This window comes from Pantoea sp. F_5, assembly GCF_008631595.1.
In the GTDB taxonomy this organism is placed as follows: domain Bacteria; phylum Pseudomonadota; class Gammaproteobacteria; order Enterobacterales; family Enterobacteriaceae; genus Pantoea; species Pantoea gossypiicola.
On the sequence record NZ_VWUO01000001.1, the window covers coordinates 209,281 to 232,151 of the forward strand.

Below are 22,871 nucleotides of genomic sequence, written 5' to 3' on the forward strand. Positions count from 1 at the left end.
TTCGGCGGGTTTTTTCATTTAAGGAGGCAATTAATGGCGCTCAAGCACGCCTGCACTCTCATGACGGTGAAATCGGTAAACGAGGATGATCGGATTATTACCGGCATCGCCTCCACACCGTCACCGGACCGTGACGGTGACATCCTGGAGTCAGAGGGGGCAAAGTTCCGCAACGATACGCCGTTTCTCTGGCAGCATGACAGCACCCAACCCATAGGCATATGCACGCCTGCGAGGGTAAAAGAAGGGCTACAAATTACCGCAAAGCTGGTCAAGCCCACACCAGATATGCCCTCACAACTGGCCTCGCGGCTTGATGAGGCCTGGACTTCAATCAAGGCGGGTTTGGTGCGGGGACTCTCCATCGGTTTCCGGCCCATTGAATACTCATTCCTGGATGAAGGTGGCATCCGCTTTCTGTCCTGGGACCTGCTTGAAGTATCGGCAGTGACCATACCGGCAAACGCCGAATGCTCTATCGATACCGTTAAATCTTTTGATCGACAGTTTCTCGCCGCGTCAGGCAATAAGAAACCGGTGGTAAAAAACGCTAAAACCGCTGGCGCTACAGCACCCAAAACCAAAACAGGAAACAATCTGATGAACGTAGCAGAACAAATTAAGAGCTTTGAAGCGAAGCGTGCAGCGCTGGCAGCATCACTTGATGAAGTGATGTCCAAAGCGGCTGAAGAAGGGCGTACTCTGGATGCTGAGGAAGAAGAGAGCTACGACAATACGTCCGCAGAAATCAAATCCGTTGATGCTCATCTGAAGCGCCTGCGTGACATGGAAACCAGCCTGGCCGCTAATGCCAAGCCGGTCGATAAGGCTGCAAACGGAGCGGTCAGCTCCATCAAAACGGGGGCACCTTCAATTATCCGCGTGGAACAGACGCTGGAAAAAGGGATTGCCTTTGCCCGCTTCGCCAAGTCGCTGGCTGCGGCAAATGGTAGTCGCTCTGAAGCGCTGGAGATTGCACGCAAGCAGTATCCGGATGACTCAAAGCTTCATCATGTACTCAAGTCTGCCGTTGGCGCGGGTACCACGACCGATCCTGTCTGGGCGGGCGCACTGGTTGAATATCAGGATTATGCAAAGGACTTCATTGAGTTTCTGCGTCCGCAGACGATCATCGGCCGGTTTGGGCAGGGAAATATTCCTTCGCTGCGTCAGGTTCCGTTTAACATCCGCATTCCTGCACAGACTTCCGGCGGCTCGGCAGGCTGGGTTGGACAGGGTAAAGCCAAGCCGCTGACGAAGTTTGACTTTGAGTCCATTACATTCAGTTTTGCGAAGGTTGCGGCGATTGCTGTCCTGACAGACGAGCTGATCCGCTTCTCAAATCCTGCAGCTGATGCGCTGGTGCGAAATGCGCTGGCAGAAGCTGTGATTGCGCGGCTGGACACCGATTTTATCAACCCTTCAAAAGCTGAGGTTGCGGGTGTTTCCCCGGCTTCGGTGACAAACGGCATCACGGCGATTCCTTCTACCGGTATTCCGGATGAAGATGCTGCTGCTGCATTCGGTGTTTTTGTGGCTGCAAACCTTCAGCCGAATGGCGCGGTCTGGCTTATGTCGAGTACAACTGCCCTGGCGCTGTCCATGCGTAAAAATGCGCTGGGGCAGAAGGAGTACCCGGATATGACACTGCTGGGCGGCACCTTCCAGGGACTTCCTGTGATCGTTTCTCAGTACGTGGGAAATCTGCTGGTGCTGGTCAACGCGCCGGATATTTATCTGGCGGATGACGGTGGCGTTGCTGTGGATATGTCCCGTGAAGCATCGCTGGAGATGGAAAGCGAGCCTGCTGGCGATAGCGGAACGCCCACCGCCACTGAAATGGTCTCCATGTTCCAGACAAACAGCGTGGCTATCCGTGCCGAACGCTGGATCAACTGGAAGCGTCGCCGCACTGCTGCGGTAGCGGTTATCTCCGGCGTCAACTACAGCACCGGTCAGGGTAGCTAATCAGGTAAAGGAGGGCGGGGCAAAACCCCGCCGTAACTCATGGTCAGGATCAGATATCTGCAGCATACCCATGATTCCCGTTCAGGGGAGGTGAAATTTGTGGATGACCAGTGCGCCAGGGTACTTGTTCTGCTCGGTAAGGCCGAGTATGTGACCGGAAAACGACCCGGCATCAGGAAAAAAAAGACTGATTCGGAGGGGAGCTGATGTGGAATCCCTTCAGAAAAAAGCAGGCGATGCAACAGCCAGTTAGCCGTGGGTGGACACCGTTGTTTGGCTTCGTTCATGAGCCCTTTGCCGGTGCATGGCAGCGAAACCTTGAGATTAATCAGGACACCGTACTGTCGTTTTACGCGGTATTTTCCTGCATTTCTCTTATAGCCAGCGATATATCCAAAATGCCCCTTCGTTTAATGCAGAGCGATTCACAGGGCGTTAAAAAAGAGCTCACCACAGGCAAAACGGCTGCTCTCTGCAAAAGGCCTAATGCTTTTCAGAACCGCATACAGTTTTTTGAACACTGGATCAATTCCAAGCTCTGTCATGGCAATACTATCGCCCTGAAAATCCGTAACAGCCGCGGCGACATTACCGAACTGCGGCTGCTGGACTGGCACAAAGTTACGCCGCTGGTCGCCGATGATGGATCGGTCTTTTACCAAATCAGCCCGGACAATATGACCGGCGTTGAAACGACGATAACCGTACCGGCCAGAGAAATCATTCACGACCGGTTTAACTGTCTGTTTCATCCGCTCATCGGACTATCCCCGATATATGCAGCGGGACTTGCTGCAACGCAGGGGCACCATATTCAGGAGAATTCCGCTCATTTCTTTCGCAATGGCAGCCGGCCGGGTGGTGTTATTGAGGTGCCGGGATCGCTGAGTGAAGAAAACGCGAAGCTAATTAAAGCCAGCTGGGATAGTGGCTATTCAGGTGAGAATGCTGGCAAAACCGCCGTACTGAGTAACGGTGCAAAATATAATCCGGCTGCAGTGTCGGCTGTGGATTCCCAGACCGTTGAACAACTCAGCATGACGGCGCAGATCGTCTGCTCCACGTTTCATGTCCCGGCCTACAAGATTGGGATCGGTGCCATGCCTTCTGGCGACAACATCGAGGCTCAGGAACAGCAGTATTACTCACAGTGTCTTCAGACGCTGATTGAGTCAATTGAAATACTCCTGGATGAGGCTTTTGAGCTTGAAGGTAATAGCAGCACGGAATTTGACGTTAACGCGCTGCTGCGTATGGATAGCGAACGCCGCCTTAAAACGCTGGGTGAAGGTGTTAAAAACACTATTCTTACGCCCAACGAGGCCCGGCGCAGTGAGAATCTTCCTGCGGTGCCCGGTGGCGACTCACTCTATCTTCAGCAGCAAAACTACAGCCTCGAGGCGCTGGCACGGCGCGACGCGTCGGACAATCCCTTCGGCAGTAAGAATGCAGACTCACCGCCAGCACCGGAGGCCAGCCAGGATAAAGCCCTGTCAGCCGTCGAAACTGCTGCTACCCGGTCAATGCTCAGGGGGCTACTCAAAAAATGAACGAACGGGAACTTTCTCTGATAAAAGCGCTGGGAGAGGAATTTGGCCTGGTACTCCGCGAAATGCGCAATGATTTTGAAGAGCGACTACAGGAGCACAAAGGCGCGACTGAACAGTGCCTTCGTCAACTGGCAAATGATATTCAGTCACTCAAAGACGCGCCTGAACCGGACTTCGCGCCGCTCGTAGCATCTGCTTTATCGGCGATCACCCCACCCGAGCCTCCACCTTTGCCTGATGTCGCAGCAATGGTTGGCGAGGCTATTGCGGCGCTACCCCGGCCGCAGGATGGTACCAGCGTCACCATTGATGACGTGCGGCCCATGCTTGAAGAGCTGGTAAGCATAGCTGTTGCTGACATTCCGGCACCCCGCGACGGTAAAGACTACGATCCGGACGTGCTGAAGCAGGCGGTCAGTGAAGCGGTGGCAAGCCTGCCGGCACCCAGGGACGGCACCAGCGTCACCGTTGATGACGTGCGGCCCATGCTTGAAGAGCTGGTAAGCATAGCTGTTGCTGACATTCCGGCACCCCGCGACGGTAAAGACTACGATCCGGACGTGCTGAAGCAGGCGGTCAGTGAAGCGGTGGCAAGCCTGCCGGCACCCAGGGACGGCACCAGCGTCACCGTTGATGACGTGCGGCCCATGCTTGAAGAGCTGGTAAGCATAGCTGTTGCTGACATTCCGGCACCCCGCGACGGTAAAGACTACGATCCTGATGCGCTGAAGCAGGCGGTTAGTGAAGCGGTGGCGAGCCTGCCGGTACCCCAGGACGGTCGTGATGCGCTGTCGCTGGAGCTGCTACCTGGCATTGATGAAAGCAAAAGCTATCCGCGTGGGACATGGGCTACCCACAATGGTGGTCTGTGGCGAGCGTATGAAAAAACGTTTGGTATGCGTGGATGGGAGTGCGTGGTTGACGGTGTGTCCGATGTAGATGTTTCACTCAATGAGCGGCGTTGTTTTAACGTCATCGTCAATCGTGCCAGCGGTCAGTATGAGAATAAGACTTTCAACGTGCCAGTCATGCTCTATCGCGGGGTTTTCAAAGCCGATACCGAATACCTGCCGGGCGATACGGTCACCTGGGGTGGATCGTTGTGGCACTGCGACACTAAAACTCAGGATAAGCCCGGAGAAACCGGCTCGACAGGTTGGACGCTGGCCGCTAAGCGGGGACGGGACGGGAGAGATAAAACATGATTGAGCTTGTCACCCTGGATCAGGCAAAAGAGCATCTGAGGATCGATGAAGATGCGGGCGACACCGATCTGACTCTGAAAATACAGGCAGGTAGTGCGGCGCTGCTTTCTTATATACAGGGCAGTCGTGAATTGGTTGTGAATGACAAGGGTGCTCTCGTTGATGGTGAGCCACTGGTGAGAGTTCAGACCGCGTTACTGGTCCTGCTCGGTTATCTCGATCGCAACCGGAACGGCGAAGATGCCGATAAGCTGATGCAGGGGGAGTTGCCATTGTCAGTGACGATGCTGATTTATGATCTGCGGCGACCAACCATTATCTGAGGTGATTTATGTCTTCCATTCTCGCAGGTGAACTCAGCAAGCGTGTAACGCTGCAGCGTCGTGATACTACACGCGGTCCCCTTGGTGAGGTCCTGAGCGAAAAGCTCATCGATGTGGCCACTGTCTGGGCAAAGGCTGACGTCAAATCTAACAGAAAAATTCGCACGCTGGATCAGGCCCAGGTCGTTGAGACATGGCTGTTTACGCTGCGCCCACGTGCCGACGTCCAGATCGACTGGAAAATTTGCTGGAAAGACGCCACGTTCACGGTTGTTGCTGTAGACCGCACTCAACCTGATCGCGTTGAGATCAAAGCAGAAAGGGACGTGCGCCATGATTGAAGCCGCTATCAAATCTGAACTGGAAGCCATCAGCGGCATGCCGGTTTATCCGCTGCTATTACCGGATGAGCTGCAGGAGGGCATTACTTTCCAGCGCATATCTGATCCAGAGGTAGAAGACGGCCTGGTACGCACCGGCTTAATCGCCGGGCGCTTCCAGATATCCATGTATCGAATCGACCAGTACACCGATCTGGTGCTTCTGGAAAGGAAAATCTGGTCGGCCTGGCGTGATATCCGGCATGGCTATATCGGCGGTTACCCGGTTCAGTATGTGGAAAGAGGAAATATTGTTCAGGACAGAGCGACACTGACCAGCAAAAGCATTCAGTACCGCCTGGTCAGGGACTTCACGCTGTATTTTTTCGAGGACACAACATGATCCGTATGGAAGTGAAAGGTCTTACTGAGCTGGAAAAGCAGCTTGAAGCGCTCGGCGAAAAAGTAGCGGTTAAAGTGCTGGCTGAAGCCGGTAAAGAGGCTATGCAGATAGTCAGTGAGGATATGCGCCGGCATGCAGGTTACGACAAGGAAAGCTCCGGCCCGCACATGCGCGACAGCATAAAAGTATCTTCCCGCAACCGGATGAAAAATAAGCGCTGGAACACCGTCGTTACTATCCGTGTTGGCCCCTCCCGAGAACACACCCAGAAAGCGCTTGCGCAGGAATATGGCACCTCTAAACAGGTTGCCCGGCCCTTTATGCGTCCGGCGCTGGAATATAACACTGCAAAAATTTTGCGAATCCTTACGGTACAAATCCGCGAGGGCATACAGAACAATCGTTAACTGAGGTAATAACCTATGACAGACAAAACTTCACCCGAATACGCCATGCTTCCGGCAGGAACGGTGGTTAAGTGGGGTAAATCAGGCGATACCGTCGATGAAATGCAGGCGCTGATTAACTGTAAAGCGCTGGGTGCTACCGGTGCTACAGGTTCATTCGTAGACTGCACCACCCTGATCGACACCCAGAAACAGTTTCTGTCCGACCTGCCTGAAGGCCCGGAAAAGTCACTGGGTTTTATCGACGATCCGACCAACCAGAGTTTTACGGCATTTCTGAATGCTGCTCAGCAGCGTCAGACCGTACAATTCTATGTCAAGCTGCCGAACGGGCGAACCGCCACAATGATTATGGCGCTTTCTGGCTGGCAGATGAATGAAATCACGGCACCAGCCAGTGAGGTGATTCAGATTACCGTGAAGGGTAAGCAGAACAACCTGACCTGGGGAGTGGATGATCCGGGTAGCTGAGGCCGATAGTTCCTGGTCGGACAAATGCAAATTTCAACGTGACCAGCTCTGCCTGACAATCAATCTGCGGAATCCTCACAGATGATCAGTGCTTATTACTGGCCCACTCAGGTGGGCTTAGTACTGTCAGTTGTATTTGTAGTGAATGAATATTGATGTTGGGAGAAATCATTATCCCACTGCTTATCGTGCTTGCTTGCAACGAATTTCATCATCTCTTGCATTAGCACGCTAAAAATAAGACAGAGTTTTAGCCTGTTTTGTGAGCTATCAGAGGCCATAGTAACCGTTGCGACCTCATTGCCATCTGGGCTGTTAACGGTCACATATCGCTTTGAAAGCGTCACATCTGATGAAAGCCTGATGTGATTATCAGTCTTTTCAGCAAAGCTTTGTATGCGAGAGTCTGGAATCGAATTCTTAATGGGGTTGTGAGCAATGTCGTTTCGTAAAGAATTAAGAACCTTGAAAGCCTTCCCTAAGTGCTCAGGAAGCCCAAGATTTATAGCCATCTCAATTTTTGCACTGCATTCAACCAGAACGCGATTCTTATCCTGCCCGAATAATCCGGCGTTATTGCAGCATGCACAAATCCATGACTCGATGAGGCGCTCGCTAATAAGGTGTAGTCTTAGAGTGGTTCCTACATCATCATCAATAGTTGCTGCTTTTAAAAGCAGGTCATTAACATCAATGGCAGTGTAATATTCCATAAATACACGTGCGTCCATTTTTTCTCCGTGAGGTTTGTATGATGAACTTAAGCGAAACGCTGATTATCTTTCTCAAAGATGACGGCATCTCACTTCAGACGCTAGATGGTCAGTCAGCCGGTTACTGGCCAAATGGCAATCTCCGAATCTTTGCAGGTCAAAACAGGCAGGCTTTCCCTGCTCGTATAGTGCTCCATGACGAGCGTTCCGACATCTCATCAAATGAAAAATAAACCCGGAATTTAATCTCCGGGTTTTTAACAACATCAATGGCGTTTTTCGTAGTGATCGCCCGTACGTGCATTTTTGTATTTCCCATACTTGTGGGAAGAGCCATGCCCGCCAGAGTAGTGACCACCGCGAGCAAAACTGAGGGAAGGTGAAAGCAGCGCGATCGCCATCAAAGCTACCATAATTTTTTTCATGATTATCCTTTTCAAAATTTGCTGTAAGGGAAAAACCCATTGGCAATATACGCTTAAGTTTTAGAATGAGAATCCTGACAAATGATCAGGTTTTTCGACTCGGCTACGAGGCCCGTCCTGATGCGTAGGGAAAATGCGATCTTCGGATGCTTTAAGCTGGTTGATCTACCTGTACAGTATTCACGCAACCTGGCAAGTGATAAACTCCCGTTTAAGATTTGGATTGTACAATCCAAACTATAATTTTCACTTGCCAGAGGTAATCCCCATGATGACTATACCGTTCTCCGATGCTCGCCAGAAGCTTGCAAGTGTCTTTGAGACTGCGACGAAACAGCCGGTAACTATCACTCGCCGCTCTGCACCGGATGTTGTGGTGATCTCCGCTGAGCAATTTGCAGAATTCCAACAGGCGAAGTTTGAGGCTTCACTTGCTCGCGTTATGGGTAAGCCAAAGAATCAGGATCTTTTCAGGGAACTAGCCGATAAATGATTTTCTTTTTAACTGTCGACCAGGTCATAGCGATCCATGACAGTCAGTTAGAAGCTTACGGCGGATTGCCGGGATTCCGGGATATTGGTCTTATTGAGGGCATGGTGGCAAGGGTTGAAAACCTCCATGTCTATGAGAGTGAAGACGACCTGTTTGTTCTGGCTGCAGCCTTACTGCTTTCCATCGCTCGCGGGCATGGATTCAACGATGCAAACAAACGCACCTCGGTAGCAGCTGCGATGATTTTTCTGGGCATGAATGGCTCGTCGATCGCGCCAGATGAGGGGTTCGCTGACTTCATAGTGGAGGCGGCACAGGGAATTCATGATCTGCAGGATGTAGCGGCGGAATTGCAAATGCTAGCGGAGTAGACCCGGCCACTGAGCCGGGTTTTTGCTATCTGGATTCAGGCGGGCTTTTTATTGTTAATGGTCTTTAGTATCTGGTCAATTTTATCTTCAAGTGAACTAAGCCGTGAATCATAATCTTTACTCGCCAGAAGTGTTGATGATTTGCATGTTGATAGTTCAGGGTCACCTGCGTCAATAGGATACGCCCTGCTTAGAGATGTTTGAGAGTGAATAGCTATGCCTTTTATCTCAACATCTTTAATTGGTATTAGTGGGTATGCTGGATTCAAGGAACGCAGAAATTTCTGCCCCTGATCTTGTACCAATTGTTTAAATGTCGCGAAATCGTCGTCAAATTTACAAAAGACGAAATCTCCGCTAAAAGCTTCCTCATATGGCTCGAATATAACTACTGTTCCGTCAGGAAATGAGACTGAACCAGAAGATGCCATAGAATCACCTGAAATTTCTATCGCGAAAGCATTTTCAGAAATCGAGATACTTGGTGCGGGAATGTAGTCCTTTATTGAAGGAGTGCCATGCGCTGGCGACGTATCATTATCTAAGAGAGTCATAGCCATGCCCCATGACAAAACCGGTATTTCTCGAACTGTTACGGTACGTTTTATGTGATTTACGTCAGGTCCTCGTCCATTTCCAGTGGAGAGCCACTCCGTGGATGTGCCTAGTGCTGCCGCTAAATTTCGCAGCACCTTATCTCTTGGTTTTGAATCTCCAGCTTCATATGCGGCAATTTGCCTGCGTACGATCCCTACGATGTCGGCAAGTTGAGATTGAGTCAGCCCTAGTGCTGTTCTGGCTATAGCAATGCGTTTACAAAATGAATCATCTATTTTCATATGTGAATCTTTAAAACTCATATTGACACACTGTGTCTGCCTGATGATAATCTTCTCACACCGTGTTGGTGTGAAGATGAAAAGTGCATGAGGTGAATAATGGAGCAGAAAAAGTCAGAGATCAAGCCGATGGCTTATCGGATGCGTCCCGAAGTAAAAGAGTTCGTTGAAGGTAACGCTAAGCGAACTTACCGTTCTGCGCAGGGAATGATGGATTACCTGATGGATAAGATTATGCAGATGGAAAAAAAAGGTGAATTTGTCATTCAGTAAAAAGCGAAACCCCGCAGTGCGTCAACACTAACGGGGCCTCTGATGTCAGTAATCTTGGAGAAAACCAACATGAGCATTGTAGCTAAGTCACATCTCGACTTCCACGGAGTAATGCTTAACCCTGTAGAAAATGTTTCTGGAATTTGGCTAACTTCAGCAGATATAGCAAATGCTCTAGGTTATGCCTCAAGCAAAAGCGTATCAACGATTTACTCACGCAACATTGATGAGTTTTCCAATAGCATGTCAATGGTCATCAAAATGATAACCAATGGAATAAACAATAACTTACGTGAAAAAAGTGTACGTGTTTTCTCACTCCGTGGTTGTCATCTGATAGCCATGTTTTCAACAACTCCGGCTGCCAAAAAATTCCGCCGCTGGGTGCTGGATATTTTGGATCGAGAAGTTGCCGTTAACATGCCGGTTCAGTCAGGTCCAAGTGAGCGCGAGATCCATGCATACAACGTTCATGCACTGGCCGACCACTACAAGTTTATGTACGAAGCATGGGAGAGGCAGATAGAACCAGCATTGAGGGCTATCGAATCGCCGCTAGCAGATCGCTTACATGATCGTTTTCAGGATGGAGGTGTGTTCATGCAACTAATAAAAGAAGGTTCAGAAAAGCAATTGAAGAGGGGGGAAGTTGCAAGGCTTTACTGAAAAAGAAAAACCAGCAGGGTCTAGCTGCTGGTTATCAGGCGTCAAATCAACTACGAGGTTCGTATGACTGAGTTAACTGTATCAAATGCTAGATCATCTGTCACTAAGATGTCGAGCCGTGAGATTGCGAAATTGACCGGCAAGCAGCACAAACACGTTCTGGACGACTGTCGCAAAATGTTCGAGGCGCTCAGTATTCAATCGGCCGACTTTTCGGCCGATTACCAAGACGAGCGCGGGCGCACGTATCAGGAATTCTGGCTCGACCAGGATTTGACACTTACTCTCATGACCGGCTACAGCATACCGCTGCGTCATAAGGTGGCAAAACGCTGGCGTCAGCTTGAGTCCGGCGAAGTTTCGCCACAAAAATCCGCGTCATACCTCCCAGAATATCGTCGCGCTCGCGCAATAAAAATGGAAGTTGAAGCATTGAACCTCGCACTATCTTTCATGCCAAAACTGAGCGATATCGCAAAGCAGACGGCGATGGCGCGTGCTGTTAATGATGCCGCTGGCATGGAGTTGCTTCCGCTACCTCAGGTAGAAGAGCATTACTACAGCGCCCGAGAGGTAGGGGAGATGCTAGGCGTATCCGCGCAAAAAATTGGGCGAGTTGCCAACGCTAATAACCTGAAGACAGATCAGTTCGGCATCACGGTAATGGACAAGTCAGCACACAGCAACAAACAGGTTGAAGCCTTTCGCTACAACGCTGAAGGCATCAGGGCGCTTCGGCATTTGATTTGCGGGGCCAGGGTAGCTTAATCAGCAATTTGGACCTCGGTCCAGCCACATAAGCAGATCATTGATCAGGCTCATTGTTGAGCCTGTTTCTTGCTTTCCTTTGAGTTCAGCTAGCCTTATGATTTTAGCTAACTTTTTAAAGGAGATAAAAAAGTGAGAAAAAAACTATTACTTGTCGTTATGCTGTCAACCATTTTGATGTCAGGTTGTGGGCCAGCAAAATTAAATGATAGCGAGAAGAAACTGGTTGATAACTTAAAGGTTGAGTTATCGAAGACTGAAAAAGATATTGAGTTGTCTTTGTCAGAAAGCCAGCAGTATTCTCAGGGTTTAATAAGAAATTTAATCACTTCAAAAAAAGAAATCCTTGAAATAAACAAAGCTCTTTTGCAGCAAAGAATAAATGCATTAGAAGCTGGTGCAAAAATAGATTTTGAAACCAAAGGGACCAAGACGGACCCAGCTTTAGCCGATAAGATCAGTAATGAGATGGGTTCTTTGATAACTAAAATTGACTCTGACAAGGCTGACTCTGGAAATTATACTGGGCTTGTTCAGACAATAAAATTGGCGACCATTGCATCTGAAGAACAAACTTTAGCAATGCTACAACAAAAATATCTAGCTGCAAAATATGGCATGATGACGATTCAGATATCCGAAACCAGCGGTAAAAGTCATTCACCATCTTCTTCTCCCGTTGTGAGTGATAAGAACAGTAAGGATAATTTGTTGCCGCCAGCAGATGGGCCATTTGGTTTGCAGGAGGGGTTAACCAAGAAAAATATAGAAGATATGACAGGGGTTAATTTATCTCCTATTGAAGGTTCAACAAACCTCTATCTGGCGGAAGCTTTACCTAAGAGTAATAATGATTTTTCGACCTTCGCTCTACTTATCTCACCTCAAGTTGGCTTATGTCAAATTAGAGCCGTGGGTAAGGATATTGACTCTGATAGTTACGGTATAGCATTACAAATAAAGTTTAATGAATTAAAAAAATCCTTGGATTCTATTTATGGTAATGGTAAGAAAATTGACATTGTGCTTCCGGGTTCAATATGGAAAGAACCTGAGTATTGGATGATGGGAGTTGCAAAAAAAGAGCGAACGCTTGCAGCAGAGTGGACTTCAAAAAATGATGCTATGAAAAAGAATAGATTAAGTGATGTAAATATTGAATCACGAGCAGATAGTGATTCTAAAGGGTATATTTTCCTACAGTATACCTTTGAAAATGGAACTCAGTGCCAAAATGAATTAGATAATGCGAACAAGGGCTCTCTATAAAGGCCTGCAAGAGTTTTGCCAGTGATTGGATTACTTAAATCAGTAGTTTTATATAGAAACCTTTTTATACATAACCACTCCCTAGTGGGGTGGTTTTTTTATGGAGAAATTAAATGAAAGACTTTAAGTCACGCCTTTTATGCCCCGTTCATGATGCTTTGACGGTCACTATTTTAGGCAGTGAGTTTTTTATCCGTCGACTTTCAGCTTACGAACTGGCTGAATTTGAAGATAAGGCAGCGAAACTGCGCAGTGAAGATAATACACGCGGGCTGGCAATGGCTGGCGCATCCCTGGTACTAAATGCGCTGGTGAGTGAAGACGGACAGCCGATTGCTGATTTGCCAGCACCGGATGAGCTCATGAAAGCACACTCCTATGCCTCGCTGATTGAGGCGCTTACAGTGGTTCAGCGCCACAGTTACGGCACGCTAGAGGAAGCAAAAAAAAACTGATGGATTCCCCGTGGCTTCAGCTGATCTTTTCACTCGCTGACCGCTTCGGGGAGTCTGACCCGCGCAAAATAGCCTGCCTTCCCGCTGAAATTCTTCGCTACTGGGAGGCATGGTTTTCCTTAACAGACCCGACCTGTGACATCACCCCTGCGGCACCATCCGCACCGCCATCTCGTACACCGGTCGACAAACAATGCGCTGACATTATGAGGATACTCGGATAATGAGTGACGTAGCGTCTTTGTCGGTTGCCCTGCATCTTAATTCTGCGACGTTCAAATCGCAGATCGCAGATGCATATCAGAAAGCGGGGCAGGCCAGCAAAAATTTTAACAGCCAGGCTAAAGCTCAGGCCAATGAGCTATCAGCTGCTATTGCCAAAACGGTAGAGGCGGCAAAGAAAATTGGCGGGCAGAGTATTGGAGCAGATCAGTTTTCTGGAGTAACTCAGGGTGCAGGCCAGCTTAACTTTGTACTGCATGAAGTGGCTGCGGGCAGTAACGTTGCCAGCAGCACAATCATTAATGCGCTAATCCCCGCTGTTCATTCGCTCAAAGGTCAGCTGGACGGCAGCGCAGACGGCTGGCAGGCCCAGCAGGAAGCCGCCCGTAAGGCTGCGCAGGAACTGGCATCAGCTGCCCAGCAGCAGATCAGCGTGGCGCAGGCAGAAAAGCAGGCAGCAATCAGTAAAGCTGCGATAGCTGAAGAAACAATTGTGGCTGCGGCTGCACAGCGTGAAGAAGCTATCGCCCTGGATGATTATTATGCCAAACGAACTGAGGTTAACAAACAATACGGGATAAGTCTCAGCTATCAGGAAGAGCACCTTAAAAATGAACGCGCGATCATTGAAGCTGAGCGCCTAGAAGAGTCTGGTGTGGAAAAGCTGGAGGCGGCAAAAGCAGCGATTATTGCAGCCGAGTTGGCTGAAACTGAGGGGAAAGCAGCGCTAACTGCCGCGACCGAGGCGGCAGCTGCGGCCAACACACAACTGACGGTTTCGCAGAGAATAGCGGCGACCAGCAGCAGAGCCTTGAGTTCCGCAATGAGCTTGCTGGGTGGCCCTGTTGGCATTGGCCTGAGTGTGCTTGCTGCTGGCGGAACGTTAATCTACAACGAGTTTAAGAAAGCTGAAGAGCAGACTAAAAAGCTTAATGCGGCCGCGCTGGACCTGAGTACATCCTCCCTAATTTCTGCTACCGATCTAAAACGACTGAATGGAGAGTTAGGAGACACGGAGAATTCAGTTACTGCCGTGTCTGCTGCTGCAAAAGCGGGATTTTCCGGCCAGATGTTGACACAGGTCGCCACACTTGCCACTGCTTACGCAGAAGCGGGTGGAAATGCCGATGACCTGGTGAAAAGCCTTTCTGCACTTCGGGGCGATCCTGTCACTGCCATGGAGAAACTTACCGCTTCAGGAGTGGCGCTCGGTGATTCTATTATCCATCAAGTCATGGCACTCAGCCAACGCGGACAGACTGCACAGGCTAGTCAGCTACTGATTGAGGCCGCAATAGAAGCAGAGAAGGGAAGATTAAAAGAGTTGGGCGTTGAAGTTGATAAAACTTCAACTCAGGTTAACAACCTTGGTCAGACTTGGGGGATGGCAGGCAACCAGGCTGCAGAAGCACTCGGTACAGCGATTGATAACACTCGTTATCTTCAGAAACTGCAAAAAGATTACGACGAATCTTCGGCAAGATATATTGCAGCCAGTAAAGCGGGCTATGCCGCTGCTCAAAATGAGCGCTTAAAAAATGCTGCGGACCTCAAAAGTTATATGACTGAAGGAACCAGCGCTGTTGAAAAACGCGCTGCGGCACTTAAAAAACTTAATAACAGTATTTATTCTCCTGACTCTGCAGATTACAAGCGCATTCTGAAAGGGATTAACGACGAATACGATAAATCCACCAAAAAGCCCAAGCACAAAGCGGCCACTGGTGAAACTGAAGGCCAGCGAATGCTGGAGCAGGCCCAGCAGCGCAGCGCAGTACTGAAGGAGCAGGCGCTGACAAACGACAAAATGACTAGCTCGCAGAGTCAGCTTGTTGCATTTGATCAGAAAATTGCCGGGCTTAAAGGCACGGCACTCAATGCCAGCCAGCAGAGTCTGGTGAACATGCAGGGACAAATTCGCGCACAGCTTCAGGCTAATGTGCTGCTGGAACGTGAAGCTGCACTTCGTAAAGTCTCTGAAAAATATCAGGGTGAGGCCAAAAAATGGGCTGAAGAAGCTGCAGCGATGAAGCGTGAAGCAGCGGCCAGCCTGGATAAGTACAGTCAGTCCGATCAGGAATCCGCTCAGGCTGAAGCAAAACTTGCCATTGAGAACCGCTTCAGCCAGCGCCGCATCGCGCTTGATAAAGATTTTACTGATAAGACATCTGCAGAGTATCAGGCCCGTCTGGCTGATCTGGAAAGCGCCAAGCAACAGGAACTGCAGATCACCGAGAAAAGCGTGAGTGACCGTCTGGCTCTTGAAAACGATTATGGGAAGGGATTCCGGCGCGGTACGCTGAACTGGATAGACAGCGCCCGCTATGCAAACAGCCAGATGGCGAGTTATGCCGGAAGTCTGTTTGACAGCATGACTGACTCTGTGGCTACTTTCGCCACAACGGGCAAGCTCAACTTCAAATCCTTTACCACATCGGTGCTGTCAGACCTTGCCAAAATAGCAGCCCGTGTAGCGCTCAGTAATGCTCTACAAAGCATTCTTGGCACCGCTTTCTCCAGTGCTGCAAATGCTGACATTTCGGCACCATCCGGTTCAGGCGGGTCAACGGGGGGGATGGGAATGCCCACTGGCTGGCAGGCTTACGCCAGCGCAACCAAAAATGCAAAAGGTGGAGTTTACAACTCTCCGAATCTGAGCAGCCACAGTAACAGCATCGTCAGTCAGCCTACCTTCTTCGCCTTTGCAAAAGGCGCGGGCGTTATGGGTGAAGCCGGTCCGGAGGCAATCCTGCCGCTCACGCGCACATCGGGAGGTGCTCTGGGCGTGCGTAGCACGGGTTCCGCGTCTGCGACCACATCACCCATTGTCAATGTCACAATTACAAACAACGGAAATGGCCAGAGCTCGGCAGACAGTTCTTCCAGCGCGGGCTGGGAACAGTTCGCCAGGCAGATTACGCCCATGATACAGCGTGAGGCGCAGAAAGTGGTAAATCGTAATCTGGGGCAGGCAGGAGCAATAACTACGGCAATCAGGGGGCAGCGCTGATGGCACTTGAAACCTTTACCTGGCCCGTGCGCGTAAATGCTGCGGGCGAAAACAGCCTGAAGGTCAGGACCGCTTCATTTGGCGATGGCTATGCCCAGACTGCAGGCGATGGACTTAACAGTGAGGTGTCGCAGTGGTCGGTCACGCTCGTCGGCAAAGAGGCACTGGTCCGCGAAGCGCTGGATTTTATCCGCAACCATAGCGGATACCGGTCATTTATCTGGACGCCACCTCTGAGCGACGCCGGGCTTTTCCGGTGTGCAGAATATAAGCCCACCGCCCTGGGGGCCGGTAACTATTCTCTTTCAGCCACCTTCATCCGCACTTACGCACCCTGAGCAGCAGGAGACAACCTATGGCACTGACCAGTGATTTTCAGAAACTGGAACCCGGCAGCCGCATTCAGCTGATCGAAATCGACGGCAGCGCGTTCGGCGCAGACGTTTTGCGTTTTCATGGACATGGTATTGCACATACCGCCGCAGAAATTGCCGCTGCAGGTGGAGATGAGTCGAAACTGCCGGCGAAATCAGTATGGTGGCAGGGCAATGAGTACCGGGCGTGGCCGTGCGAGATTGAGGGTGTGGATGCATCCACGGATGGCAAGGCTTCCTCTCCAAAACTCACTGTTGCGAACCTGGACGGTTCAGTGACAGCCATCTGCTCAGCCTATGACGACATGCTGCAGGCAAAAGTCACCATACGGCACACACTGGCCCATTATCTTGACGCCAGAAATTTTGAGAACGGTAACGATCGCGCCGATCCGTCTCAGGAGGTGCTGCAGGTATTTTATATCGACAGTAAAAGCGGTGAGACGAACGCCAGCGTTGAATTCACGCTCAGTTCACCGGTAGACCTGCAGGGATTACAGCTTCCGAACCGTCAGCTGCATTCGGTCTGCACCTGGTGCATCCGGGGATGGTACCGGACAGGCAACGGTTGTGGCTGGAATGGCAGCACGTACTATGACCGCTTCAATAATCCGGTAGACGATCCGTCAAAAGACGTCTGCTCCGGGCTGGTCTCAGCCTGTAAGGTCCGTTTTGGCGACAATAATCCCCTGGACTTCGGCGGGTTCAGTGGTACGTCTTTGATCAAAAGCTGAGGGGAAAATGATTACAGAAGACCTTAAAGGGGCCATTTTGCATCATGCTGCAGCAGCTTACCCGCATGAATGCTGCGGTGTGGTGGTTATTCAATCCGACGGGCATGGCCTGTATCTGCCCTGCAGGAACATCGCACCAGATCCGGAAAACGATTTTGCTATCCATCCTGAAGATTACGCCGCAGCGGAGGAAATGGGTCAGGTCATCGCGGTAGCACACAGTCACCCGGACGCATCAACCCGACCCGGTGAGACAGACCGGGCGCTTTGCGATCTGTCTGGCCTGACATGGTATATCGTCAGCTGGCCGGAGGGTGATTTTCGGGTGCTGCTGCCGCGCGAAGAGCTACCTCTGGTGGGCAGGCCGTTTGTACTGGGTGTTTATGACTGCTGGGGACTTATCATGAGCTGGTACCGGCAGTCGCTGGGTATCGAACTGCCTGATCACCGGGTGAACTATCCCTGGTGGGAGCAGGGCGAAGACCGCTATATGGATAACTGGCACAGCACCGGGTTCAGGAAATTCAGCGGTCCGGCGCGGACGGGCGACGTTGTACTCATGAAGGTTGGCGCTCGGGTGGTCAATCATGCCGGCGTTCTGCTTGAAGACGGCATGCTGCTTCATCACCTGTATGGCCACCTGAGTCAGCGCGTTGTCTTTGACGACAACTGGCGCAGCCGCACGGAAATGATTGTCCGGTATCAGGGTAACTTCTGACCCCCTGCTTTTCTTCACAAATCCTCTTCCGCGTCACTCTCAGATAATTTTCAGCAGGACATTCCTATGTCAGATATGACAAAACGCAGGGTGCGTCTTTATGGCGTGCTCGGGAGTACATTTGGGCGGGATCATGAGCTCGTTGTCGCGACGCCGGCGCAGGCCATCAGAGCTTTATGTGTGCTGATACCCGGGTTTGAGCATTACCTCAACAGCAGCCGGCGGCGCGGGCTGGTGTATGCCGTGTTCAGCGGACGGCGAAATCTTAGCGCAGACGAACTGAATCTGGACGGCAGTGACAGTGATATCCGGATCGTGCCTGTCATTATCGGCAGCAAGCGGGGCGGCATGCTGCAGGTGATTATTGGTGCTGTGCTGGTAGTAGCCGGATATTTCACCTTTGGCACTACTTCATCAATTGGTATGGCGATGATAGCCAGTGGCGTGTCTATGGCGGCAGGTGGCGTAGTACAGATGCTGTCACCGCAGATGACCGGTCTGGCGAAGAGCAGCGATGAAAAGGCCAGTTATGCCTTTGGTAGTCCGACAAATACTTCTTCTCAGGGTTACCCTGTCCCCCTGCTTTACGGAAAGCGACGTATTGGCGGGGCCATTATTTCAGCCGGAATCTATGTCGACGATCTTGATGCGTACCAGGCTCAGAGAGCATCCGGGACGATAACTCCAGACGCCCGTGGTGCAGAAAAGGGTGATCTGCAGTCCATCGCCGTTGCGCGTGTACTGGTGGCGCTGGGGGAGGGGGAATTCGCCGGCGGTTTAACAGATCAGAGTATCTTTCTGAATGGCACAGCGCTGGCAGGCAGCGACGGTACCAGCAACTTTGGCTCAGGTGTTTCATGGGTATTTCGCCCGGGAACACAGGATCAGGAATATATTCCGGGCATTCCCTCAGTCGAGAATGAAATATCGGCCGGCAGCGTGGAGGTCACCACTGCGAAAAGCTGGGTTCATACTCTGACGAATACCCAGCTGTCGGCCGTCCGGCTGCGCCTGAAGTGGCCGTCATTGTTTCATCAGAAAGATGACGGTGGTGTTGGTGGTTATCGGGTTGAGTACGCTATCGATTTACAGGTTGATGGTGGAAGCTGGCAGACCGTCCTGACGGATGCAGCAGATGGACGGGCCATGTCCGGATATGAGCGTACTCATCGTGTTGCTTTGCCGTCCGGGGCTAAAACGTGGACGGTGAGGGTCAGACGTCTGTCAGCAGACACAACCGATGAAAAGATCGGCAGCAAAATGACGCTGGAGAGCTATACCGAAATCATTGATGCTAAATTCCGCTATCCGCACACCGCACTCCTTTATATCGAATTTGACGCCTCAACCTTCAGCGGACAGATACCCACGATTACCTGTGAACCGGCGGGTCGTATTATCAGCGTCCCCTCCAACTATACACCGGAAACGCGCACGTACGCCGGCACCTGGGACGGCACATTCAAGCAGGCCTGGACGGACAACCCTGCATGGATATTTTATGACATCGTGGTAAGTGAGCGGTTCGGCCTTGGGCCACGGCTGAGTGCGGCAAATACCGATCGTTATGAACTTTACCGCGTCGCGCAGTACTGCGATGCGCTCGTGCCGGATGGGCTGGGCGGAAGCGGTACCGAGGTCCGGTATAAGTGTGATGTCTACATTCAGACCCGTGAAGACGCATTTACTGTTCTGCGTGATTTTGCATCCATGTTTCGCGGGCTGACCTGCTGGTACAACAACCAGCTGGTAGCGCTGGCCGACATGCCACGCGATATGGACTGGACGTTCACGCGGGCAAACGTGGTGGACGGGCTGTTTACCTACGCCGGCAGCTCAGTGAAAAGCCGCTACACTACCTGTCTGGTGACCTACAGTGATCCGGATAATGCCTGGCAGGATGCTGTCGAGGCTGTCTTTGAAAGTGATCTTGTCACACGGTTTAATGTGAATCAGCTTGAGCTCAGCGCGGTGGGTTGCTCGCGACGCTCGGAAGCTAATCGTCGTGGACGATGGGCCGTACTGACCAATAATGGCGACAGGACCGTTGAGTTTAAGGTGGGCCTGGACGGAAACATTCCGCTTCCGGGTTACATAATTGGCGTGGCTGATGAGATGTTTTCCGGCAGGGTTACGGGAGGGCGGATCAGTGCCGTGAACGGGCGAAGCGTCACCCTGGATCGGGTGCCGGGTGCTGCTGCCGGTGATCGGCTTATTCTCAACCTGCCTTCAGGGGTGGCCCAGAGCCGCACGATAGAGTCCGTCAGCGACCGTACAGTAACAGTCAGCACAGTCTGGAGCGAAACGCCGGAAGCGGAGGCAGTTTGGGTCGTTGAAGCCGACGATCTGTACGTTCAGCAGTACCGTGTTATCAGCGTTACGGACAACAATGACGGGACATTTACTATAAGTGGCATCCATTACGATCCGGATAAGTTTGCCCGCATCGATGATGGCGCAACCATACCCAACCGCCCCGACAGTGTATTGCCGATTACCACCCAGCCAGCACCGACTAACATCGTCATCAGTGAAACCTCCGCTGTTTCGCAGGGACTGAGTGTGGCCACAATGCACGTCACCTGGGACAAAGCAGCAGGCGCTATTGCATATGAGGCACAGTGGCGTCGGAACAGCAGTAACTGGATATCCGTTCCCCGCTCATCGGTCACAGGATTTGACATTTCAGGTATTTACGCAGGTCAATACCTGGTGCGCGTGTGCGCTGTTAACGTTGCGGATGTCTCAAGCACCTGGGTGTACTCAGATGAAACCACGCTCACGGGCAAGCAGGGTAACCCGCCGGTACCGGTTGGGCTGAGGGCGACAACAGACCGGGTGTTTGCCGTCGAACTGACCTGGGGATTCGGTGAGGATTCCGGCGATACCAGCTATACCGAAATTCAGTATGCCACGCGCGCGGATTACAGTGACGCCACGCTACTTTCAGATGTGGCATATCCCACACATAACTATCTGCAGAGTGGTCTGGCGGCCGGGGTGACGTTTTATTACCGAGCCCGGCTGGTGGACAAACTGGGTAATCAGTCGGACTGGACAAGCTGGGTTCAGGGGGCATCTTCGTCGGATGCCTCAGATATTCTCGGCGACATCACCGAAGCCATAGAGAATTCGCAGGCATGGCAGCAGATGAACCAGAATATCGATCCGCTGGCAGAGGCGGCTATTGAAAATGCGCTGGCCAACGATGCAGATATTCAGCGCTGGCGGAAAGAAAACGGCAAGGTGGTGGCCCAGATTGTGGAAATCCGCACGACTGTTGCTGACCAGGATAAAGCCTTCGCGCAGTTCGAGCGTGACGTGGGCGTGCAGTTTAATGACATGTCGGCAGCTGTGGACACCAAAGCCACGGCTAAGTTTGACGCCACAGGGCAGGGTTTCGCCTCCTGGGATACTGGCGCACAGGTGACTTATAACGGTCAGACGGTTTCTGCCGGTCTCTCCATCTATGCCGAAGTGGATGGCGGCAGCATTACGGCCGGCGTTCTCATTAAGGCAGAGCAGTTTGCGCTGATGCAGCCCAGCGGCAGCGGCTGGCTGTCACCATTCGCGGTAAAAAATCAGCAGGTCTTCATGAATCAGGCATTCATTGAAGATGCCTCGATCACGAATGAGAAGATCGGTAACTACATCCAGTCTGTGGGGTATGACGGTAAAACCGGATGGCGCATTGATAAAGGTGCCGGCTTCTTCTTTGGTGCCGTTGATTCTGCCGGGGCAGGTTCGATCCGGCTGGACGAAACCGGCCTTGCGGTCATGGACGGTGCCGGTACTGAACGCTGTAAGCTGGGGAGGTTGTAATGACTTACGGATTACGCATCACGCCGGATGACGGGGGTAAATCCTTGGTCCTGGACGGCAGCACTCGTTATATCTCATACCTGGCTTCATTATCCCTCAAAAGTGGCGACAAAACACGACAGGTGAAAGCTCCGCCGTCAGGTTCTGCCGCGCTGGTGGTGCCACGAAAACTGGTGTCAGTATTTCCCACGGTGAACCAGCCGGTGATGTACTACCTCACTGGCTGGAGTCTGGCTGCTAATGGAACGTTTACGTACAGCGTCGGGGGCGGTGATGACGTGCAACGCTCAACGCTTGATATTGCCGATGTTGATATCTTTTCGGTGGCTGGCGGGGCCGGGGTCGGTGGGTACGGCATCAGGATCACAAATGGCGCGGATTTTATGGAGGTGAACGACACCAGTTATCTGGGGTATGTGACTTACAGAGCGACCATCAGCATTACCGATCGCTGGCCCATCCCCGCAGCGGTGCTGGCGCTGGGCAGTTCTTACGTGGTCTTTGCACGGTGGAATAATACGGATAATCCTCTGTTCCTCAACCGCGATAATAACAGCATTGAGGTTTACAGCGCGTTTGCCGCTACGGAAGGTTCAAAGGTAGGCGGCACGGTCAGCAATGTTCAGATCGTCATCGTCTCCTGCGGGTATTCCCCGGCCCTGCCTGCATCCGGCTACGGGCTGGTGATCCGGAACGCCGCCGGGCAGATTACGTTTTCCAGCAAATTCCCGCCGGTCATGTACCGGGGCGCATCATACAATTTTTCATACTGGCAGAACTTCGATACCAGCGGGGGCGAAGTCCTGAGCTGGACCAGTCCAACCGGTGACGTTTCGCAGCCCATGATCCCGCTGTGCAGTATCGGGTTACAGCGCGGTGATTACAGCCGGTCGCAGGGGGGCTGGCAGTACCGTATTGTGCTCTATTCGGGATTTAAAATGAGCGGGAATTCGGTTTCTGTCGCCAGAGCACGTTCAGCGGGTTCAGAAGCTGCCGTGCCGATGTTCGTTAAGGCGATGCAGGCCGCATGTTCGCTGCCCTGCCTGGACGCGGCAGACTACTTCTGACAGAA

25 protein-coding genes are annotated in these 22,871 nt (G+C 51.6%); 22 read left to right on the plus strand and 3 right to left on the minus strand.

All coding sequences use genetic code 11. From position 1 onward, the window contains the following. Nucleotides 1-33: 33 nt before the first annotated feature. From F3I44_RS01080 to F3I44_RS01115, 8 genes are all read left to right on the plus strand, one after another. Complete coding sequence (locus tag F3I44_RS01080) at nt 34-1,968, plus strand: phage major capsid protein (RefSeq protein WP_150019200.1); 1,935 nt, start codon at nt 34-36, stop codon at nt 1,966-1,968. Between the two features lie 206 nt (nt 1,969-2,174). Beyond that, nucleotides 2,175-3,518 carry a phage portal protein gene (locus F3I44_RS23855; protein ID WP_150019201.1) on the plus strand — a complete coding sequence of 448 codons (1,344 nt, stop codon included), beginning with the start codon at nt 2,175-2,177 and terminating at the stop codon, nt 3,516-3,518. Further along, nucleotides 3,515-4,723 (plus strand): phage portal protein, encoded by a 1,209-nt coding sequence (locus tag F3I44_RS23860; protein WP_150019202.1) that lies wholly within the window; start codon nt 3,515-3,517, stop codon nt 4,721-4,723. The genes F3I44_RS23855 and F3I44_RS23860 overlap by 4 nt, the downstream gene beginning before the upstream one ends. Further along, nucleotides 4,720-5,046, plus strand: a complete 327-nt coding sequence (locus F3I44_RS01095) for a head-tail connector protein (RefSeq protein ID WP_150019203.1) — start codon at nt 4,720-4,722, stop codon at nt 5,044-5,046. Before F3I44_RS23860 ends, F3I44_RS01095 begins: the two co-directional genes overlap by 4 nt. A gap of 8 nt (nt 5,047-5,054) precedes the next feature. After that, the gene (locus F3I44_RS01100; protein ID WP_150019204.1) at nt 5,055-5,387 is read left to right on the plus strand and encodes a head-tail adaptor protein; all 333 of its coding nucleotides are present in this window, start codon (nt 5,055-5,057) and stop codon (nt 5,385-5,387) included. Continuing rightward, a complete protein-coding gene (locus F3I44_RS01105) occupies nt 5,380-5,769 on the plus strand; it encodes a hypothetical protein (protein WP_150019205.1) in 390 nt (129 codons plus the stop codon). The genes F3I44_RS01100 and F3I44_RS01105 overlap by 8 nt, the downstream gene beginning before the upstream one ends. Next, a complete protein-coding gene (locus F3I44_RS01110; protein WP_150019206.1) occupies nt 5,766-6,176 on the plus strand; it encodes an HK97-gp10 family putative phage morphogenesis protein in 411 nt (136 codons plus the stop codon). The genes F3I44_RS01105 and F3I44_RS01110 overlap by 4 nt, the downstream gene beginning before the upstream one ends. Nucleotides 6,177-6,191: 15 nt before the next feature. Beyond that, nucleotides 6,192-6,647, plus strand: coding sequence for a phage tail protein (locus F3I44_RS01115; RefSeq protein WP_150019207.1), 456 nt, complete (start codon nt 6,192-6,194; stop codon nt 6,645-6,647). A gap of 107 nt (nt 6,648-6,754) precedes the next feature. On the opposite strand, the gene F3I44_RS01120 is transcribed toward F3I44_RS01115, so the two are convergent. Then, nucleotides 6,755-7,378, minus strand: coding sequence for a hypothetical protein (locus F3I44_RS01120; protein WP_150019208.1), 624 nt, complete (start codon nt 7,376-7,378; stop codon nt 6,755-6,757). 20 nt (nt 7,379-7,398) lie between these two features. Between F3I44_RS01120 and F3I44_RS01125 the strand changes: the two genes are divergently transcribed. Further along, on the plus strand, nt 7,399-7,593 hold the full coding sequence (locus F3I44_RS01125) for a hypothetical protein (RefSeq protein WP_150019209.1): 195 nt from the start codon (nt 7,399-7,401) through the stop codon (nt 7,591-7,593). A gap of 33 nt (nt 7,594-7,626) precedes the next feature. On the opposite strand, the gene F3I44_RS23660 is transcribed toward F3I44_RS01125, so the two are convergent. Further along, nucleotides 7,627-7,785, minus strand: a complete 159-nt coding sequence (locus F3I44_RS23660; RefSeq protein WP_190286009.1) for a hypothetical protein — start codon at nt 7,783-7,785, stop codon at nt 7,627-7,629. A gap of 268 nt (nt 7,786-8,053) precedes the next feature. On the opposite strand from F3I44_RS23660, the gene F3I44_RS01130 reads away from it, so the two are divergent. Continuing rightward, nucleotides 8,054-8,278: a type II toxin-antitoxin system Phd/YefM family antitoxin gene (locus F3I44_RS01130; protein ID WP_150019210.1), complete on the plus strand. Its 225-nt coding sequence runs from the start codon at nt 8,054-8,056 to the stop codon at nt 8,276-8,278. After that, nucleotides 8,275-8,649: a type II toxin-antitoxin system death-on-curing family toxin gene (locus F3I44_RS01135; RefSeq protein ID WP_150019211.1), complete on the plus strand. Its 375-nt coding sequence runs from the start codon at nt 8,275-8,277 to the stop codon at nt 8,647-8,649. The genes F3I44_RS01130 and F3I44_RS01135 overlap by 4 nt, the downstream gene beginning before the upstream one ends. A gap of 35 nt (nt 8,650-8,684) precedes the next feature. On the opposite strand, the gene F3I44_RS01140 is transcribed toward F3I44_RS01135, so the two are convergent. After that, nucleotides 8,685-9,509 carry a LexA family transcriptional regulator gene (locus tag F3I44_RS01140; protein ID WP_150019212.1) on the minus strand — a complete coding sequence of 275 codons (825 nt, stop codon included), beginning with the start codon at nt 9,507-9,509 and terminating at the stop codon, nt 8,685-8,687. 78 nt (nt 9,510-9,587) lie between these two features. Here F3I44_RS01140 and F3I44_RS23665 point away from each other — a divergent pair, with 78 nt between their 5' ends. From F3I44_RS23665 to F3I44_RS01195, 11 genes are all read left to right on the plus strand, one after another. After that, nucleotides 9,588-9,761 (plus strand): hypothetical protein, encoded by a 174-nt coding sequence (locus tag F3I44_RS23665; RefSeq protein ID WP_190286008.1) that lies wholly within the window; start codon nt 9,588-9,590, stop codon nt 9,759-9,761. Nucleotides 9,762-9,830: 69 nt separating this feature from the next. Next, entirely contained in the window at nt 9,831-10,427 is a 597-nt protein-coding gene (locus F3I44_RS24215; protein ID WP_370461289.1) for a Bro-N domain-containing protein, read from the plus strand. A gap of 63 nt (nt 10,428-10,490) precedes the next feature. After that, the gene (locus F3I44_RS01150; protein WP_150019213.1) at nt 10,491-11,195 is read left to right on the plus strand and encodes a Rha family transcriptional regulator; all 705 of its coding nucleotides are present in this window, start codon (nt 10,491-10,493) and stop codon (nt 11,193-11,195) included. Between the two features lie 132 nt (nt 11,196-11,327). Then, complete coding sequence (locus tag F3I44_RS01155; protein ID WP_223811642.1) at nt 11,328-12,464, plus strand: hypothetical protein; 1,137 nt, start codon at nt 11,328-11,330, stop codon at nt 12,462-12,464. 113 nt (nt 12,465-12,577) lie between these two features. Further along, a complete protein-coding gene (locus F3I44_RS01160; RefSeq protein WP_150019214.1) occupies nt 12,578-12,919 on the plus strand; it encodes a phage tail protein in 342 nt (113 codons plus the stop codon). Nucleotides 12,920-13,142: 223 nt separating this feature from the next. Then, nucleotides 13,143-16,151, plus strand: a complete 3,009-nt coding sequence (locus tag F3I44_RS01170; protein ID WP_150019216.1) for a phage tail tape measure protein — start codon at nt 13,143-13,145, stop codon at nt 16,149-16,151. Then, entirely contained in the window at nt 16,151-16,489 is a 339-nt protein-coding gene (locus F3I44_RS01175; protein ID WP_150019217.1) for a phage tail protein, read from the plus strand. The genes F3I44_RS01170 and F3I44_RS01175 overlap by 1 nt, the downstream gene beginning before the upstream one ends. 17 nt (nt 16,490-16,506) lie before the next feature. Continuing rightward, nucleotides 16,507-17,259, plus strand: a complete 753-nt coding sequence (locus tag F3I44_RS01180; RefSeq protein WP_150019218.1) for a phage minor tail protein L — start codon at nt 16,507-16,509, stop codon at nt 17,257-17,259. A 10-nt stretch (nt 17,260-17,269) separates the two neighbouring features. Beyond that, on the plus strand, nt 17,270-17,977 hold the full coding sequence (locus F3I44_RS01185) for a C40 family peptidase (RefSeq protein WP_370461290.1): 708 nt from the start codon (nt 17,270-17,272) through the stop codon (nt 17,975-17,977). A 66-nt stretch (nt 17,978-18,043) separates the two neighbouring features. Further along, nucleotides 18,044-21,799: a DUF1983 domain-containing protein gene (locus F3I44_RS01190; protein ID WP_150019220.1), complete on the plus strand. Its 3,756-nt coding sequence runs from the start codon at nt 18,044-18,046 to the stop codon at nt 21,797-21,799. Continuing rightward, nucleotides 21,799-22,866, plus strand: coding sequence for a DUF6453 family protein (locus tag F3I44_RS01195; protein WP_150019221.1), 1,068 nt, complete (start codon nt 21,799-21,801; stop codon nt 22,864-22,866). Before F3I44_RS01190 ends, F3I44_RS01195 begins: the two co-directional genes overlap by 1 nt. Nucleotides 22,867-22,871: the final 5 nt, after the last annotated feature.

What these genes read in the sequence shown, in the direction of transcription:
- F3I44_RS01080 (WP_150019200.1), top strand. Translation starts at nt 34, where the DNA reads ATGGCGCTCAAGCACGCCTGCACTCTCATGACGGTGAAATCGGTAAAC.
- F3I44_RS23855 (WP_150019201.1), top strand. Translation starts at nt 2,175, where the DNA reads ATGTGGAATCCCTTCAGAAAAAAGCAGGCGATGCAACAGCCAGTTAGC.
- F3I44_RS23860 (WP_150019202.1), top strand. Translation starts at nt 3,515, where the DNA reads ATGAACGAACGGGAACTTTCTCTGATAAAAGCGCTGGGAGAGGAATTT.
- F3I44_RS01095 (WP_150019203.1), top strand. Translation starts at nt 4,720, where the DNA reads ATGATTGAGCTTGTCACCCTGGATCAGGCAAAAGAGCATCTGAGGATC.
- F3I44_RS01100 (WP_150019204.1), top strand. Translation starts at nt 5,055, where the DNA reads ATGTCTTCCATTCTCGCAGGTGAACTCAGCAAGCGTGTAACGCTGCAG.
- F3I44_RS01105 (WP_150019205.1), top strand. Translation starts at nt 5,380, where the DNA reads ATGATTGAAGCCGCTATCAAATCTGAACTGGAAGCCATCAGCGGCATG.
- F3I44_RS01110 (WP_150019206.1), top strand. Translation starts at nt 5,766, where the DNA reads ATGATCCGTATGGAAGTGAAAGGTCTTACTGAGCTGGAAAAGCAGCTT.
- F3I44_RS01115 (WP_150019207.1), top strand. Translation starts at nt 6,192, where the DNA reads ATGACAGACAAAACTTCACCCGAATACGCCATGCTTCCGGCAGGAACG.
- F3I44_RS01120 (WP_150019208.1), bottom strand. Translation starts at nt 7,378, where the DNA reads ATGGACGCACGTGTATTTATGGAATATTACACTGCCATTGATGTTAAT.
- F3I44_RS01125 (WP_150019209.1), top strand. Translation starts at nt 7,399, where the DNA reads ATGATGAACTTAAGCGAAACGCTGATTATCTTTCTCAAAGATGACGGC.
- F3I44_RS23660 (WP_190286009.1), bottom strand. Translation starts at nt 7,785, where the DNA reads ATGAAAAAAATTATGGTAGCTTTGATGGCGATCGCGCTGCTTTCACCT.
- F3I44_RS01130 (WP_150019210.1), top strand. Translation starts at nt 8,054, where the DNA reads ATGATGACTATACCGTTCTCCGATGCTCGCCAGAAGCTTGCAAGTGTC.
- F3I44_RS01135 (WP_150019211.1), top strand. Translation starts at nt 8,275, where the DNA reads ATGATTTTCTTTTTAACTGTCGACCAGGTCATAGCGATCCATGACAGT.
- F3I44_RS01140 (WP_150019212.1), bottom strand. Translation starts at nt 9,509, where the DNA reads ATGAGTTTTAAAGATTCACATATGAAAATAGATGATTCATTTTGTAAA.
- F3I44_RS23665 (WP_190286008.1), top strand. Translation starts at nt 9,588, where the DNA reads ATGGAGCAGAAAAAGTCAGAGATCAAGCCGATGGCTTATCGGATGCGT.
- F3I44_RS24215 (WP_370461289.1), top strand. Translation starts at nt 9,831, where the DNA reads ATGAGCATTGTAGCTAAGTCACATCTCGACTTCCACGGAGTAATGCTT.
- F3I44_RS01150 (WP_150019213.1), top strand. Translation starts at nt 10,491, where the DNA reads ATGACTGAGTTAACTGTATCAAATGCTAGATCATCTGTCACTAAGATG.
- F3I44_RS01160 (WP_150019214.1), top strand. Translation starts at nt 12,578, where the DNA reads ATGAAAGACTTTAAGTCACGCCTTTTATGCCCCGTTCATGATGCTTTG.
- F3I44_RS01170 (WP_150019216.1), top strand. Translation starts at nt 13,143, where the DNA reads ATGAGTGACGTAGCGTCTTTGTCGGTTGCCCTGCATCTTAATTCTGCG.
- F3I44_RS01175 (WP_150019217.1), top strand. Translation starts at nt 16,151, where the DNA reads ATGGCACTTGAAACCTTTACCTGGCCCGTGCGCGTAAATGCTGCGGGC.
- F3I44_RS01180 (WP_150019218.1), top strand. Translation starts at nt 16,507, where the DNA reads ATGGCACTGACCAGTGATTTTCAGAAACTGGAACCCGGCAGCCGCATT.
- F3I44_RS01190 (WP_150019220.1), top strand. Translation starts at nt 18,044, where the DNA reads ATGTCAGATATGACAAAACGCAGGGTGCGTCTTTATGGCGTGCTCGGG.
- F3I44_RS01195 (WP_150019221.1), top strand. Translation starts at nt 21,799, where the DNA reads ATGACTTACGGATTACGCATCACGCCGGATGACGGGGGTAAATCCTTG.